This is a genomic window from Streptomyces boninensis (assembly GCF_048572725.1).
GTDB classification, from domain to species: Bacteria; Actinomycetota; Actinomycetes; order Streptomycetales; family Streptomycetaceae; genus Streptomyces; species Streptomyces boninensis.
The window spans coordinates 6748110-6764472 of the sequence record NZ_CP183837.1 but is presented as its reverse complement, the minus strand read 5'-3'; the positions used below and the strand labels follow the sequence as shown (position 1 = coordinate 6764472).

Below are 16363 nucleotides of genomic sequence, written 5' to 3'. Positions count from 1 at the left end.
CCGATGGCCGTCACCGCACCCTCCCGCCCCACCGCCACCCCGCCGGCGGCCGCGTCCCCGTCCCGTACGGGCGCGGCCGCGGTGACGGCCGCCCTCGCGGCTCTCGTCGCGGTCCTCGCCGTCGTCGACCTCACCCAGGGGACGTCGGGCGCGGGCGCGGCGGAGGTCTGGAAGGCCCTCACCGGGCAGGCGGACGCGACGGACTCGTCCGTCGTGATCTCCGCCCGGCTGCCGCGGGCGGCCGCGGGGCTGCTCGTCGGCGCCGCGCTGGGCATGGCGGGGGCCATCCTGCAGTCGGTCAGCCGCAATGTGCTCGCCGCGCCCGACACCCTTGCCGTCAACGCGGGTTCGTACGCCGCGCTCGGCATCGCCGCCGCCACCGGCGCCTCGCTGCCGCTGCTGGCCTCGTCCGCGGTCGCCTTCGGCGGCGGGCTCGCGGCGGCGGCCGTGGTGCTCAGCCTCTCGGGGCTCGGCAGCGGCACGGTGCGCCTCGTCCTCGCGGGCAGCGCGCTCACCCTCGGCCTGACCTCGGTCACCGAGGGGCTGCTGCTGCTCTTCCCCGAGGAGACCGAGGGGCTTTACGCCTGGAACCAGGGCAGCATCGCGCAGAGCAGCGGCTTCGACGGGGTGCTGCGGCTCGCGCCGCTGGTCCTGGTCGGGCTGGTCGGGCTGCTTCTGTACGCCCGCCGGGTGGACGCCCTCGCGCTCGGCGACGACGCCGCGCGCGGGCTCGGGGTCCCGGTCCGTAACACCCGGATCGTGACCGTCCTGCTCGCCGTGCTGCTCGCCACGACCGCCGTCACCCTCGCCGGGCCGATCGGCTTCGTCGGGCTGTGTGCGCCCGCGATCGTACGGCCGCTGGCGCGGAGGTTCCGCGCGTTCGCCCGTACCCGCGGGACCGTGCCGGTCGCGGGGCTCACCGGGGCAGCGCTGGTACTCGGCTCGGATGTCGGGCTGCGCGCGATGGTGGACGCGGATGCCGCGGTGACCGTGCCTACGGGCGTCGTCACCAGCCTCGTCGGCGCGGCGTTCCTGATCGTGCTGGCCACCCGGCTTCCGGACGCCGCGGGGGCGACGGCGGTGGACAAGCTGCGGCTGCGCAGCCGCGCCACCTTCCTCACCACCACGGCCGTGCTGGTGGTCGTGCTGGTCGGGGTCGCCGTCGCGGCCGTGCTGCTCGGCGACAGCAAACTGCTGCTGGGGGACGTCGCCAACTGGGTGCGGGGGCAGGCCGGTCAGACCATCACCTTCGTCCTCGATACGCGCATCCCGCGCGTGCTCGCCGCGCTGCTGGCCGGCGCCGCCCTCGCGCTCGCCGGGACGCTCACGCAGGCCGTCACCCGCAATCCGCTCGCCGAGCCCGCGGTGCTGGGCGTCACCGGCGGCGCGGCGCTCGGCGCCGTGATCCTGGTGACGGCGACGTCGGCGGCGGGGTCCTGGAGCCTGGCGGGCGCGGCGTGTGTGGGCGCCGCGGTGGTCTCCGCCGGGGTCTTCGGGCTATCGGCACGCGGCGGCTTCCAGCAGAACCGGCTCGTCCTGGTCGGCATGGGCTTCGCCGTCGCCACCACGGCGCTGATCAGCCTGCTGATCGTGCTCACCGACCCGTTCAACGCGACCAAGGCGCTGACCTGGCTGTCCGGCTCGACGTACGGGCGGACGATGCCGGACGTCGTGCCGCTCGCGGTCGTGCTGGCGGTGGGGGTGGCGGTCGCCGTCGCCCGGCGCCGGGAGCTCGATCTCGTATCGCTGGACGAGGACACGCCGCGGCTGCTCGGCCTCGACCTCGGGCGCAGCCGGCTCGCGCTGCTGACGCTGAGCGTGCTGCTCAGCGCCGCCGCGGTGGCCGCGGCCGGGACGATCGGCTTCGTGGGCCTGGTGGCGCCGCACGCCGCGCGGGCGCTGGTGGGCCGGCAGCACGTGCGGGTGATCCCGGTGGCCGTGCTGCTGGGCGCCATCCTCGTCTGTACGGCGGACCTCATCGGCCGCACGGTCATCGCCCCGGCCCAGCTGGGCGCGGGCCTGATGACGGCGGTCATCGGCACGCCGTACTTCCTGCACCTGCTGGTACGCAGTCGCCGTGCGTGACCGGCCCCTCCAGCAGCGCCAAACCCATCGGCGTCAGCGCATGCCGCACCGTATTGCGCTGGCGGATGCTGGTGACCAAACCCGCGGCGCGGAGGATCGCGGCGTGTTCGCTGGCTGAGGAGAGGGAGACGCCGGCGCGGCGGGCCAGGTCGCTGGTGGTGCAGTCGTGGCTCAGCGTCTGGAGGACCGCGGCTCTCGTGTGGCCCAGGAGGCGGGCCAGGTTTTCGGCCGTCGCGTCGCCGGGCGGCGGCCCGGGCGGCGCGGGGCGGTTGCGCGGCACCGGGTAGACCAGCGTCGGCGCCAGCGACGGGTCGGCGAGCGCGACCGGGCCGCGGCGGCAGAAGTACGACGGGACCAGCAGCAGTCCGCGGCCGTCCAGGTAGATGTCCTTGTCCACCGGATAGTCCGCCTCCAGCACCGGCGCCCGCCAGCGAATGCCGGGCCCGAAGGTGCGCAGCATGGCCTCCGTGCCGCCGTACCACTGGATGCGGGCGCGCCACGCCCGGTCGGGCTCGGTCCTGCTGCGGACCCGCTGCCAGGACCTGCCGAAGGCGATGCGGTGGTACTCGCGCAGCGCGTCACCGAGCCGCCGCAGCGTCGGCGCCCGGCCCTCCCCCACCGAACGCGCCCAGCCGCACGCCGGCGACCCGTCCGCCGCCAGCCGCCCGACCTGGCGGCGCAGTTCGCGCCGCGGCGTGGACAGCAGCGCTTCCAGCCCCGCCTCGAAGCCCTCGGCGCCGGCCGCGGGCGTCAGGAAGTCGGGGAAGTAGCCGCGGGCGGGCACCAGCGGCAGCAGCAGGCTGAGCGGCGCCTGCGCGTTTCTGACCACGCGCCCGCGCCAGCCGGTCAGGTCGGGCTGGGCGCGCCGCTCGCGCACCCGGTGCAGGCTCAGTACCGATTCCCACAAGAGGTCGGGCCCGTCCGCGATTCGCGTACGGGCGAGATCCCCCGCGCTGAAGTGCATGCGCAGCATGTTTGTCGTTTCCCCCGATGTGACGTGCAGGTGCGACACCACTCCCCCGTTTCCGAGTGGTGTACTGGCGACTCTGCGCTCCCCACTGGTTCCGTGGCAAGGACTTCTGGGGAGATGGGACGGTGGGACGGCGGTACGGGTTCCAGCTGCGGCTTTCCGCGAGCGTGGGACGTCCCGTACGCGAGGAGACAGGGGTGCGATGGCGGCCGAACTGGCGGAACTGCTGGAGGAGCTGAGGCTGCGCAGCGGACGCAGCTATGCGGCACTGGCCCATCGCACCGGCCTGAGCAGATCCACCCTGCACCGCTACTGCCAAGGCACCACCGTGCCGCCGACGTTCGGCGTGATCGAGCAAGTGGCACGGGTCAGCGGCGCGAGCCCGGCCGAGCTCGACCGGCTCTACCGCGCCTGGTGCCGGGCGACGGCCGGCGATACGGAGCCGGACGAGCCGCCGCGGCCGGCCGCCGACATGGTGCAGCGCGGGCACGAGCCGTCCCCCCGGCCGCCGTGGTGGCGCCGCCGCTGGGTCCGGCCCGCGGCGCTGCTGACCGTCCTCGTCCTCACCGCGGGCGGCGGCGCCCTCGCGTACGACGACAGCCCCAGCGCCCCTGAAGGCCGCCCGCCCGCCGCCGAGCAGCGCCCGGAGGGACCGGACTGGCACGAGTCCCCGCGCCGCATATCCCCCGAGTTCTTCGGCATGACGATCAATAGCGACACCGGCCTGATGCCCGGCTTCCGCACCGGCTCCGCGCGCCTGTGGAACAGCGAGACGCGCTGGGGCAACATCGAGCCGAAGCCGAACAAGTACCGCTGGCAGACCCTGGACCGGCTGGTGGAAGGCGCGGAACGGGACCGGCTGCCGGTCCTGTTCACCTTCGGCGGCACCCCCTGGTGGGCGGCCCCCGACGGCAAGAAGTCCGGCTTCGCCGACTCCTCCGCCTCGCCGCCCGACGACCTGAAGGTGTGGGAACGCTTCGTAAAAGAGGTGGCCACCCGCTATCGCGACCGCATCGAGTCGTACGAGCTGTGGGACTACCCGAGCCATCCGCTGATGTACGCGGGGAGCATGAAGTCGCTCGGCGAGATGGTCGAGCGGGCCGCGAAGATCATCCGCCGCATTGCCCCGGAGGCGCGGATCGCCTGCCCGTCGTTCGGGTCGCTGTGGAGCCGCGAGGGCCGGGAGCTGCTGCGGGAGTTCGCCGGGACGGGCGCGTACGAATGGTGTCACGCCGCCGCCCTGAAGATGCCGCCGCGCAAGGGGAACGGCCCGCCCGAGGACATCATCGAGCTCTCCCGGAACATGCGGAACCTCCTCCACGACGAGAACGTCAACGACGTCGAACTCTGGAACACGGGCCCGGAGTGGGACATCAACTCGGTGCCCCGCCTCGACGCCCGCCGCGCCCGCGACTACGCCGCCCGCTTCTATCTGGCCGGGCTCTACAGCAGGAAACACGGCGTGCGCCGGATGTACTTCTACAACTGGGGCAGCACCCATATCCCGATCATCGTGCAGGCCGTCGGCGGCCCCCCGGCCGAGCCGGGCAAGGCCGTCGGCCGGCTGACCGGATGGCTGGCCGGCGCCCGGATCAGCTCCTGCGGACAGGGCCCGCGCCTGGATCTGCCGCCGGGCGTGCACTCCTGCACCTTCGAGCGGGACGGCAAGCCCTTCACCGTCGACTGGTCCACCCGCGGCCGGGCCGAGGTGTCACCGGCCGCGGGCGCGTACCGGCTGCGTCACCTGGACGGCAGCACGGCACGCGCCCGGCCCGGCGACCCGATCAGCGTCGGAGGGGAGCCGGTGCTGATCGAGTACCGCGGGTGACCGCGCGGCGGGTCAGGTCAGGTAGGCGCCGCACCTGTCGGTGTTCTTGATCCAGCGGTGGGCGCTGATGGTGTCGTTGGCCTTCCTGCCGTTGGAGAGCTTGTTGTCGATGAGGTTGTCGGCGTACTTTTCGCCCTGCGACAGGCAGGCCGTGCCGCCGCGCCCGGGTAGGTCCGAGTTCCCCGGCAGCTGGTAGAACTTCACCTTGCTGTACGAGCCGACCCCCCTGTTGACGAGCGAGGACGCCTTGTTGTCGGACTTCGAGCTCCAGTTGCGGTCGTTGTCCTTGTCCCGGCCGATGAAGGTCCCGCAGTTCCAGTTCTTGAACGCGTAGACGTATCCGGACGGGATCAGTGGGTAGAGCCGGTCGCAGTTCGCGCTCCGCGCGCCCGCGTCGTCCGCGGGAGCCGCAGGCTCCGCGACGGCCGAAGGGGCGAAGGCCCCGAGGCTCAGGACGGCGGCCGTGGCGGCGGCCGCGAGTGACTTGCGCATGATGTTTCTCCCCGTAGTTGGTTCGGTTGCTCAGCCGCGTCAGGTCAGGTAGGCGCCGCACCTGTCGGTGTTCTTGATCCAGCGGTGGGCGCTGATGGTGTTGTTGGCCGTCCTGCCGTTCGAGAGGTAGTTGTCGCCGAGCTTGTCCGCATACTTCTCGCCCTGCGACAGACAGGCCGTGCCGCCGCGTCCGGGCGTGTTCGCGTTCCCCGGCAGCTGGTAGAACTTCACCTTGCTGTACTGCCCCACGCCCTTGTTGATCAGCGAGGACGCCAGGTTGTCGGTCCGCGAGCTCCAGTTGCGGTCGTTGTCCTTGTCCCTGCCGATGTAGTGATTGCAGAAGTAGCTCTTGTACGCCTCCACATAGCCGGCGTCGGCCTTCCGGTAGGCCTCGTCGCACTGCGCGTCCGCGGGAGCCGCAGGCTCCGCGACGGCCGAAGGGGCGAAGGCCCCGAGGCTCAGGACGGCGGCCGTGGCGGCGGCCGCGAGTGACTTGCGCATGGTGTTTCTCTCCCCCTGGTTGGTTCGGTTGCTCAGCCGCGCCCTTTGGTCACCGCCCGGGCCTTCGTGAGCGCCCGGTGCTGAAGCCGCAGATGGGTGTCGACCTCGTCCCGGTAGCGGGTGCCGATGGTCTTGTCGCGGTATTCCTGCTCCAGCCGGCGCGCGGTGTCCCCGAGGCCGCTGGAGCGGGCGCACTGCGCTTCGGCTACGGCGAGCCGTACCTCTGCGTCGTGTGCGCGATCCGGAGCCAGTCGTTCGGTCAGCTCCGGAAGCCGGTTACGGATTGCGGCGGGGGTGGCGTAGTCGTGCCCCTTGCCGCGCATGCAACGGGACCAGGTGCGCACCGCGCCCTTGAACCGCGGGTCATTCTTGAGGTCCTTGGCGTACAGGGGCGCGAGATTCTCGGCGGTCTTGCTCGCTCGGAACCATTGCGCGAGATCCCCGTACAGGGTGTCCCGCGCCTGTGCGACGCAGCCGTCGAGGCTGACGCCCGCCCGGCCGCCCGAGGGCAGCGTCACGCTGACGGTGCGGCCGTTCCCGCCGCCGAAGAAGGCCCGGTCCCAGCGGGTGTGCTCGCGCTTCGAAAGCCCGGCCAGGTAGGCGGAGTTCGGGTCCTTCCTCCGCTCCCGGTCCGCCTTGCGCTCGAATTCGCTGCCGTAGCCGTGCTCCCGGGCCCAGCGCACGTCGTCGAGGAACAACGTGGTGTTCTTGAGCTCGTCCGGATCCGCCGGCCGCCCCGGCCAGTACTTCAGGCCCTCGCGCTTCATGCACCGCTGCATGAGCAGCTGCTCGGCCCAGGCGAGCCTGGCTTCCTCTGCGTCCGTGAGCCGATCGAGCCCGGCTGCCCCGGCCGTCATCCGGTCCTGCGGTGCCCTGTCCGCCTGCGGTGCGCCGCAGGCGGACAGGGCGGCCAGGGCGGCGGTCACCGTCCCCAGCCGTGCGATGGTCCTGTGCATCAGGCCTTCCCCCGTACTTCATGGCCTCGTGATGTTGACCAAGCCAAGCAGGGTGGGGTGATGCACCGTGAGCTGTTCCGGCCGAGCCCGAAAGATCCGGGCCCGGCGGAACCGCTGCGACCAGCCGCGGGGCGGCGCGACAGCCGATGCCCTTTGGCCCTAACGGCCCACGTCGCGGGCCCGCTTGTGGAATTACGCTCCGTGTACCGGTCACGGCGAGCGGGGGGAGCTGCCATGAGCGACGGAGCTTACGAGGCGTACCGGGCAGCGCTGCGGGATGTCTTCGCCGGGTGGTGGCTGGCCTGGCCGCCGTCGCAGACGGTGAGCGTCGGCGAGGTGCGCAAGCTGCACAGCAAGGGGGCGGCGACGGCCGGCGACCTCGGCAAGTGGGGCATCGCGGTCGCGGCGGCGACCGGCGGGGCGCCGGGCGATGTCACGTACGACGCCGGGGGTTCGGTGTCCGTGCGCTTCAAGGCAGCGGGGAGCGCGCTGCCCGGCATCGACACGCTGCAGCTCGCGGAGGCGGGCGCGCTGGTGGAGTTCAAGAACGAGCGCAGCGCCCTCGTCGTCTACTCGGGTCTTGAGCAGCACGGGCTGCCGGATGTCGCCGGGCTCGCCGACGGGCTGATCCGGCGGATCTGGCGCGGGGAGTGGGATCCCGGGCTGCTCGTCGTCACGGATGTGATCCAGGCGCGGGCCGGGACCGCCATCACCTCCCAGCAGGCGGGAGCCGCCGCCGAGTTGCGGATGACCGCGGGCGGCGGCGGGCCGCTGCGGCTGATCGACCTCGCCGGCAGCGTCGCCTTCAGCCGGGCCAGCCACCTCGGGCTGAACTGGAGCGGCACCGACGTGACCCCGGTCTACAAGGTGCTGCGGATCCGTAAGCGCTGGTGGCGCGGCTTCAAGGCCGAGTACGGGACGCCCCAGCCCGGCCGCGGCGCGGCGGCGGAGCCCGTACCGCAGCTGCTGCTCGAGGAGGCGCGGGAGGATCCGGGGGCCGTGGTCGAGCAGGTGGACGGCGGCGAGCAGCCGCCCCCGGAGGCCGCGGAGGAGGCATGACCGACGTCGTCGTCACCATCACCGCGACCCAAGTGAGCCTGCAGAACGGCGACCGTACCGTCGACTGGCCGCTGGGCGCCGAGCTCGCCGCGGTCGCGCAGGATCCGGCGGGCGCCGGCGCCGCCGAGTTCCACCGGGCGCTGGAGCCGGAGGCGGACAGCGGGCAGCGGCGGGCCGTCGGACGGCGGCTGTACGACGCGGTGTTCGGCGGCGCGCCGGACGACAGCTGGCGGGCACTGGTCGCCGCCGCCACGCCCGAGAACCTGCTCCGGGTGATGGTCGACATCCAGGACCCGGTGCTCGACACGCTCCCCTGGGAGCTGATGCACGACGAAGGGCAGCACGCGCTGTGGCGCAACGGGCGGGTGCTGCTGCGCCGCGGGCGCGCGACAGGCAACCAGGTCTCGGCGGAGAAGGGACCGCTGCGGGCCCTGCTGGTCGTCTGCAACCCCGCCGACCACACGCTCCTCGCCGACCAGGAACTCGCCAAGATCGGCGCGGCGCTGGCCCGGCTGCCCGGCCGGATCCACACCGAGGTGGTCAACGGACCAAGCTCCACCGACCTGCGCGCCGAACTCATAGCCGTGAGGCCGCACATACTCCACTTCATCGGCCACGGCATGCGCGCCGTCGAGGGCGACGGCCCCGGCATCGACTTCAACCTGGAGCCCGAGAACGGGGCCAAGAACGGGGACGGCAACGGCCGCCCGCAGTGGGGCGGCCCGCCGAAGGGCCAGTGGACCCTGGACCGGGACGCCCTGGAGATCCTCCTCAGCGACGGCCGGGCGCCGCGGCTGGTGCTGTTCAACGTCTGCCGGCAGACCGGGGCCCCCTCGGCCGACTTCGGCAGCCTCGTCACCGCCTGCCTCGACCAGGGCGCGGGCGCGGTCGTCGCCATGCAGGGGGACATCGAATCGCCGGCGGCCGTCGAGTTCTCGTACGAGCTCTACCGGAATCTGTCCCGCGCCAGGCCGATAGACAAGGTCGTCACCGAGGTACGCAAGCATCTCTACCTCACCGACCCGGCCCGCTCCTCCTGGGCGCTGCCCGTACTGAAGTGCGCGGTGCCCGACCCGGACGCGGTGACCCGGCAGATCTGGGGGCATGCGGAGCCGGAGCTGTCCAGCCGGAACCGGCAGTGGCCGTTCGACGAACTGCCCATGTTCCTGGGCCGGGCCAAGGAGCGGCGCACCGGCTGGTGGCACCTGTGCGAGGGGGACAGCCCGGAGGCGGGCACCGGCGAGCGGCTGCTGGCGATCACCTCGGAGCAGGCGGGCTCCGGGAAGACCTGGCAGGCCAAGTGGTGCCTGCTCACCTGCATGCTGCTCGGCGAGGACGTCACGTACTGCGACCTCGCCGCTCACGCCGGGCGCGGCGACGCGGACGACCACATGACCCTCGACTGGCTGGCGGTGCTGCGCGCCCTGTGCAAGGCGTGCACCGACCCGCGGCAGCCCGATCCGATGACCGACGCCGACTTCGCCCGCTTCCACCAGATGCTGAACCGGGCCACCAGGGGCGGGCCCGAGTTCAGCCGCGGCCTGGAGGTGTCCGACGCCGACCAGAACTACCGCTTCGACGTGGAGGAGGGCCGCGCCGACGACCGGCACAAGGCGATCTTCCAGGAGTTCCTGAGCACGCTGAAGAACCGGGCCGCCGCCCGGCAGCGGCCGCATCTGCTGGCCCTCGACCACGCCGAGTGGATCATCGATTCGGATGTCGGCGGGGTGCTGAAGCCGCTGCTGTTCGACCCGGTCCGCAAGGTGCCGGAGCCGCCGGAGGAGTATCCGGTACGGATGCTGCTGGTGGCGTCGCAGAGCTGGCGGGGGTTCCGGCATCTGCAGGACGTGATGCCGGTCAGCCCCGTCGTGCTCGGCGACTTCCCGCCGCACGAATACCTGCGGCTGACCCGGGAGTTCTGGGAGCGCACCATCCAGGAGAAGCCCGCGCTGCGGGAGCTGCCGTACGAGGCGTTCGAGGGCGTCGCGCTGGCGGCCCGCCGCAACCGCGAAGGGCCCTTCCGGATCACCCTCTTCAAGATGATGCTGGAGCTGCTGCTCGCCTCGCAGTAGCGCCCTGACGCGTACCAGGAGCGCGCATGCCCGACCCCAAAGCGCTGGCCCAGGCGGCGGCGGAGCTGACCGCGAAGCTCAACCGCGGCGAGGCCCTCGACGACATCCGCCGCCAGCTGCTGCCCGACCACTGGACGGCGGCGCTGCAGGCCGCGTCGGTGGCGCGCTACTTCGACGCCAAGACGTACCGCTCGGTCATCGCGGAGTTCGCCGGCGACCGGCCCCCGGCGCTGTCCGAGCTGATCAAGGCGCAGGCGGTGGTGGAGCTCCCCCGCGGCCTGCTCCAGGTCCCGGACGCGCACCGGCTCGCGTACTTCCTGTCCTGGCTGGGCGAGAAGGGCGGCACCGGGCTCCCGGACCGGCTCGTCGGCCTGGAGCGGCGGCTGAGCGAGCACTGGCATGCCCGCGGCCGCCCGGCCGAGCGGCTGCGGCATCTGATCCTCGCCGACCCGGAGGCCGCGGGCGCCTACTTCGAGCGGCAGTTCGCGGCCGGCGACGCCCGCCGGGACTTCGGCCGCTGCCAGGACCTCATCCTCGTACTCGCCGACCCGGACCGGGCCCCCCTCGCCAAGCGCACCCTGCTCCGCCGGGCCGAGACCCGGGCCGGCTATCTGCGCGCCCGCACCCACTGGGCGCCGGACTACGCCCGCTCCGCGCAGTTCCTGGAGCCGGACGGGCTGTGGGGGCGCGCGAAGGAGCTTTTGTACGGGCCCGGGCCACGGGTGTGGCAGATGCACGGCCCGGCCGGGTCCGGGAAGACCATGCAGCTGCGCTGGCTGGTCGCCCGCCGGCTGGTCACCCCGGACCTGGACGTCACCTGCGCCCGCATCGACTTCGACCACGTCGATCCGCTGAACGGCGCCCGCTGGCCGTGGCTGCTGCTCCTCGAACTCGCCGACCAGCTGGAACTGCGGCTGCCCGCCCGCGCGTTCACCGGCCTCGACGAATACGCCGCCTACCGATCGCTGCTCTCCGACCCCAGCTCCCCGGCCGCCGCCGAGGCCGCCCGCGGCATCCGCACCCAGCACGAGCAGCGCATCCGCGACGAGGTGGTGGAGGCGTTCATCAGCCGCTTCAACCAGTCCTTCGCCGCCGACCTGCCCGTCCTCGTCGTCGTCGACACGATGGAGGAGGTGCTGCTGCGCAGCCCCTCGCACGCGGACGGGCTGCTGCGGCTGCTCGGCGAGGTCCTCGAACGCTGCCCGGCGATCCGGCTGATCGTCGCGGGCCGGGCGCCGCTGGCGGGCGGCCGGCACGACGCCGCGTTCGCCGCGCTGGGCCCGTACCGGGACGTGCCGGTGCTGCCGTTCAGCGAGGCGGAGGCGCGCCGCTATCTGCGCGAGATCCGCTCCATCAGCGACCCCGAACTGCTGCGCGTCGTCATCGAGCGCAGCGCGGGCATGCCCTTCCACCTGGCGCTCTTCGCCGACGACGTGGACCAGAACCCGGACGTCTCCCCCGAGGAGCTGCGCACCCTGCGCACCCCGCTGCTCAGCTATCTGGTCAACCGGGTGGTCCGCCGCATCGAGGACCCGGTGGTGCGCTGGCTGCTGCGGTACGGCGTGATCCCGCGCCGGCTGCGCCAGGAGCACGTGGAGTCCATCCTGCGCCCGCACCTGGAGCAGGTCACCGCCGACGACAGCCCGGAGCACGACGCGCACCATCTCCGCGGCCAGGAGGACGTGTTCCCCGCCATCGACCCGCCCAGCACCGAACAGCTGGAGACCGCCTGGCGCAAGCTCCTCGACTACGCCGCCACCTCCTCATGGATCACCGAGGTCACCGAGGACGAGCGGTCCGTCGTCTTCCACAGCGCCGTGCTGCAGCCGATGCGCGACCTCATCTCCGACCTGTCGGTCTTCGCGCGGCTGCACCGGGACTTCGCCGTGCAGTTCGAGCGGCTGGCCGCGGAGACCACCCAGCCGGAGCGCCGCATCCGCTTCCTGCGCGAGGCGCTCTACCACCGCTTCCAGATGCGCGACCCCCAGGCGCCGCGGCGCTGGCGGGAGGAGCTGGAGCACGCCTGGGCGGCCGGCGACACCCAGGGGCTGCGCGGGCTCGCCGAGGAGATCCTGGGCGACGAGTACGTGGAGCGGGACAGCCCGCGGCGGACCCCCGGCGGCGCCACCCTGATCACGTACGAGCTGATGGCCGAGGCGCAGCTGAACCTCGGCTACGCGCTGTTCCGCGAGGGCATGGCCGACGGGGTGCCGTCGGCGGCGCACGACCACATGTGGTCCGACGTCGAGCTGTGCCTCGCCAAGGCCGACGACCTGTTCAAGCAGGCCGGCGTCACCGAGCGCACCTATGCCGTACGGGAAGAGGTGCTGCGCGCCACCCTGCAGGCGCTGTACGGATCGCCCGGCGAGGCGGTGCTGCGGATCGAGCGCAAGGTGCTCGCCGACCGCGAGCTGCCCGAGCTGGAGCGGCTGTGGGGGCTGAGCATCCGGGCCGCGTCGCTGCGGCTGCTGCACTCCGCGGCCGCCGCGCAGGCGTATCAGGAGGTCGTGGCCTTCGCCCGTACCGTGAACCGCCCGGACATCGCCGCCACCGCGGCCGCCACCGGCGCGGGCGAGCACCGGCTGCTCGGCGAGGTCGACCAGGCGACGGAGCTGTACGCGCTGGCCGCCGGGTTGCGCGCCACCGCCGGGCTGCCGGTCTTCCCGGCCGTCGCCCAGCAGGCCGGGCTGCTGCTGCGCTGCCGCCGCCCCGCCGAGGCGCTCGCGATCCTCGACGCCGTCTCCCCCACCCCGCCCGCCGACCAGGCCGCGCTCGCCCGGCTGCAGGCCAAGGCGCAGCTGCAGCTGGGCCGGGAGGCCGAGGCGCTCGCCGCGCTGCAGCGCGCCGACGCGGTCGCCGAGCGGCTGCACGGCGCCCAGCGCTACCGGCAGCTGGCGCTCACCGCCCAGCTGCGCGGCGTCGCCCTCGGCGAACTGCAGGACATCGGCGCCGCCGACGACTGCTTCACCCGGGCCACCGGGCTGTGGACGGAGCTGGGCTATCTGGCGGGCGAGCCGGAGAGCCACTACCTGTACGCCCGCTTCCTGCTGCGCGACAGCCAGGACCTGCCGGCCGCCCGCCGGGTCCTCGAACCGCACGAAGCCCCCGGCCAGGAGCCGGAGTTCGCGCTGCGGCTGCAGCTGCTCATCCAGGAGTGGGCGGTCAGGTCGGGCGTCCCGCGCTCCGGCCAGGCGCCGCCGCTCCCGTACGAGACGCTGCCCGGTCTCGTACGGCCGCTGCACGCACTCTGCCGCATCGCCGCCGACGACTCCCCGGCCGCGCACCCGGACGCGGTACGGGAGCTGACGGGCGCCCTCGGCGGCATCCAGCCGGTGCAGGCCCGCCTCGCCACCCTGCGCGACCTGGCGGACAACCCGGCGCTGCAGGGCCGGGTGGACTGGGCCGACCTGGAGCCGTACTTCGGCGCCTGCGTCCCCGACCCCGGTGCGTACGGCCCCGACGACGCCCTCGCGCAGCTGCTGATCGCGCAGGTGCGCGGCCACGCCGACGCGGCCGGGGTGGACCGCGCCGCCCGCATCCTGATCGACGGTGCCGCCGGCAACCGTCTGACCGTCTGGCGCTGCGCCCGCACCGCCGCCCGGCTCGGCCATCCAGGGCTCGCCTGCACGTGGCTGGCCGAGGTGCCGTGGACGCAGCCGCCGCAGGCGGCCGGCGGTGCCCCGCGGCCCCCGCACGTGCGGCTCGCGCTGGCCGCGCTGGTGCTGGACGCGGGCGTGAACCCGCGCCCGCAGGCGGCCGAGCAGGCGCTGCTGCGGGCCATTCAACTGGCCGAGTCCGGCGGCGTGGTGCGGCACAGCGTGCCCGTGACGCTGCTGGACGTCGCCCGCCGGGTGCAGGTTCCCGGCGTCGCCGAGCGGGTGGCGGAGCTGCTGCGGCAGCTGCAGCGGCCGGCTTTCGACGGCCCCGACGCGGACGGCCAGCGGCTGTTCGTGGACTGGCCCGGCGAGCAGGCGCTGCAGCTGCACCGGCAGCCCGGCATCGACCCGGTCGACGACGCCGCCCCGCCGCGCCCCGCCAAGCTCGCCGACTGGCATGCCGGACAGCAGTCGCTGCGCGCCGAGTTGGCGGGGCCCGCGCTGCGCCGGCCCCGGTACGTACGCCTGGACTCCGAGGATCCGGAGGCGCACGCGCTGCCGTGGGAGATGACGCTGCAGCCGGCGCTCGACCTGGCGGGCAAGGACGAGCAGCCGGTCCTGTACCGGACGCTGCCGGGTGCCGCCCGGCAGGTCGACGTGTGCTGGCTGCAGCATCGGCTGAACCGGCTGTACCGGCTGAACCTCGACGTCGACGGCATCGTGGGCCCGGAGACCCGGCAGGCCCTCGACCGGCTGCAGCCGGGGGCGCTGACGGCCGGCTGGCCGCTCGTCGCGCCCGAGACCCGGCGCGAGCTGCAGCGGCTGCAGCCGCACGACCCGGGCCGGCACCGGGTGCTGGTGGTGTCCACCAAGCACGACGACCCCGCCTCCGGCGGCGCGGCCCCGCTGGCGTACTGGCTGCGCGGCCGGCGCCCCTCGCTGGGCGGCTATCCGGCGCGGCTGCTGACCTTCGAGCCGGACGCCGACCTGGCCGCGCAGCTCGGCCCGCCCCCCGAAGGCCTGGACGTGCTGCACCTGTCGGCGCCGCTGCGGCAGCGCGGCGGGATGCCGTACCTGGAGTTCGCGCCCGCCGGGCACGCCCGCCGGCTGGCCGGGAAGGCGCGCGGCTCCGACCTCTTCCCGCTGCATCTCTCCCGCTGGCTCGCCGACTTCGCGCCCGGCCGCACCCCCGTCGTCGTCCTCGACCCGCCGTACCCCGGCTCCGAGGTGGATACGACGGTGCAGCTGACGCTGCGCAATCTGTTCGCCGCGCACCTCTTCAGCCACGGCGGCTGCGCGGCCGTGGTGTGCACGGGCCTGTTCCCCGAGGGCGGCCTGGAGTATCTGCTCGGCTTCTACGCCGACCTCGACGGGCACGCGACCGTGGCCGACGCGACCCGCAGGCTGCGCGCCACCGCCCGCGGCTCCGGCACCACCGCCTTTACGGACGACGACGACGCCCGCCGCGCGACCGCCCTGTACGCGGCCGCGTCCTCGCTGCTGCACCGGCCGAAGGGCCCGCCGCCGGTCACGCCGGTGACGCCGGTGCGCACCACCGTCCGGCAGGCCGGCTTCCGCAATGTGACGGACGGGCTGAACCGCGAACTCGACACCTGGGTAGGGCTGTCGGTGGGCAAGGACGCGGTCCTGGAGAAGCACCACAGCCAGCTGCTGGCGGTGACCCGGATGCTCGGCTCCGGCCTCGACCGGGCCCGGGAGAGCCAGGAGCTGCCGCTGGTGCTCGACCTGCACCACGTGTGGGACTACTTCCGCGGCAAGTTCGCGCTGCGCCGGCTGCCGGAGTCCCGCGACTTCCTGGCCGCCGCCGACGAGCTGGCGTGGGCCTGCTACCGGCCGTCGCTGGAGGCGGCCGGGGCCGCGGCGGCCGGCCGTCCCGGGCTGCCGCCCGCGAAGGAGCCGCCGCTGGTGTCCTTCAGCCGCACCGCGGCGCCCCGCGCGCACCGGCGCGGCGACCAGTACCGGGAGCTGCTGCCGCGCGGCGGCATCCACACCGGGGAGGGCGCGCGGGCGGCCCGCAACCTGCCGTTCCCGGTGATCGACATCCCCTGGTACTACGCCTCCCACCTGCCCGCCCTGCTGACGGTGGCGCACGAGGTGGGCCACCACATAGAGGACGACTTCGGCCTCACCGACGAGATCACGGCCCGGCTGGCCGGCTGCGGCCTGCCCGCGGCCGAACTGCCGCGCTGGCAGGGCTGGCTCGGCGAGGTCTTCGCCGACGTGTGCGCGACGCTGGCGTGCGGGGTCGCGTATCCGCAGGTGCTCGGGGACGTACTGACGGCGCTCGAACCGCCGGAGGACGCGGGCACCGACGACGACGAAACGGCCGCCCACCCGCCGCCCGCGATCCGGCTGCGGGTGTGCAGGGCGACGCTGGCGGCGGCCGGGCAGCCGGCGGTGGACCTGGGAACCGACGAGGACGGCGCACCCGAGCAGGTGACGGAGGCACTGGTCGGGCCCGGCTATCCGCAGTTCGGCGGCAAACGCCTGCCCGAACTGCTGCCGTTCCCCGGCGACCTGCGCCTCCTGCGCGACCGCCTCCTCGCCGGCCGGGACACCGGCAGCCGCCAGGTCCCCGCCGTCCTCGCCGCGGCCGCCCTGGCCTTCGCCGCCGACCCGGACGGCTACGCCGCCCGCCGCGTCGCCGGACGCGCGGTCGCCGAGGTCAACGCCCTGCGCCCGAAGGGCCGCCGCACCACCACTCCCCCGGCGCCGGGGGCGACGGAGGAGCGGGACGCGGAGGCGGCCAGGCAGCTGCTGCTGGCCCTGGGCAGTTGAGGCTG

Annotated in this window: 9 protein-coding genes; 5 read left to right on the top strand and 4 right to left on the bottom strand. The window is 73.9% G+C overall.

Annotated features, from left to right (window positions below; translation table 11 throughout):
• The first annotated feature begins 3 nt into the window (after positions 1 to 3).
• Complete coding sequence (locus ACNNMR_RS31025) at positions 4 to 2085, top strand: iron ABC transporter permease (protein ID WP_419997992.1); 2082 nt, start codon at positions 4 to 6, stop codon at positions 2083 to 2085.
• Here ACNNMR_RS31025 and ACNNMR_RS31020 read toward each other — a convergent pair.
• Entirely contained in the window at positions 2033 to 3058 is a 1026-nt protein-coding gene (locus tag ACNNMR_RS31020) for an ArsR/SmtB family transcription factor (RefSeq protein WP_419997991.1), read from the bottom strand. The genes ACNNMR_RS31025 and ACNNMR_RS31020 overlap by 53 nt on opposite strands.
• Positions 3059 to 3257: 199 nt before the next feature.
• On the opposite strand from ACNNMR_RS31020, the gene ACNNMR_RS31015 reads away from it, so the two are divergent.
• Positions 3258 to 4883, top strand: a complete 1626-nt coding sequence (locus ACNNMR_RS31015; RefSeq protein ID WP_419997990.1) for a helix-turn-helix domain-containing protein — start codon at positions 3258 to 3260, stop codon at positions 4881 to 4883.
• 12 nt (positions 4884 to 4895) lie between these two features.
• Here ACNNMR_RS31015 and ACNNMR_RS31010 read toward each other — a convergent pair whose 3' ends face one another.
• The 3 genes from ACNNMR_RS31010 to ACNNMR_RS31000 are packed head-to-tail and all read right to left on the bottom strand — an operon-like array spanning position 4896 to position 6832.
• Positions 4896 to 5375 carry a hypothetical protein gene (locus tag ACNNMR_RS31010; protein WP_419997989.1) on the bottom strand — a complete coding sequence of 160 codons (480 nt, stop codon included), beginning with the start codon at positions 5373 to 5375 and terminating at the stop codon, positions 4896 to 4898.
• Positions 5376 to 5414: 39 nt separating this feature from the next.
• Positions 5415 to 5876 carry a hypothetical protein gene (locus ACNNMR_RS31005; protein ID WP_419997988.1) on the bottom strand — a complete coding sequence of 154 codons (462 nt, stop codon included), beginning with the start codon at positions 5874 to 5876 and terminating at the stop codon, positions 5415 to 5417.
• Between the two features lie 32 nt (positions 5877 to 5908).
• A complete protein-coding gene (locus tag ACNNMR_RS31000) occupies positions 5909 to 6832 on the bottom strand; it encodes a hypothetical protein (RefSeq protein ID WP_419997987.1) in 924 nt (307 codons plus the stop codon).
• A 234-nt stretch (positions 6833 to 7066) separates the two neighbouring features.
• Between ACNNMR_RS31000 and ACNNMR_RS30995 the strand changes: the two genes are divergently transcribed.
• The 3 genes from ACNNMR_RS30995 to ACNNMR_RS30985 are packed head-to-tail and all read left to right on the top strand — an operon-like array spanning position 7067 to position 16358.
• Positions 7067 to 7891, top strand: a complete 825-nt coding sequence (locus ACNNMR_RS30995) for a hypothetical protein (protein WP_419997986.1) — start codon at positions 7067 to 7069, stop codon at positions 7889 to 7891.
• Entirely contained in the window at positions 7888 to 9963 is a 2076-nt protein-coding gene (locus tag ACNNMR_RS30990; RefSeq protein WP_419997985.1) for a CHAT domain-containing protein, read from the top strand. The genes ACNNMR_RS30995 and ACNNMR_RS30990 overlap by 4 nt, the downstream gene beginning before the upstream one ends.
• Before the next feature lie 26 nt (positions 9964 to 9989).
• A complete protein-coding gene (locus ACNNMR_RS30985) occupies positions 9990 to 16358 on the top strand; it encodes a hypothetical protein (protein ID WP_419997984.1) in 6369 nt (2122 codons plus the stop codon).
• Positions 16359 to 16363: the final 5 nt, after the last annotated feature.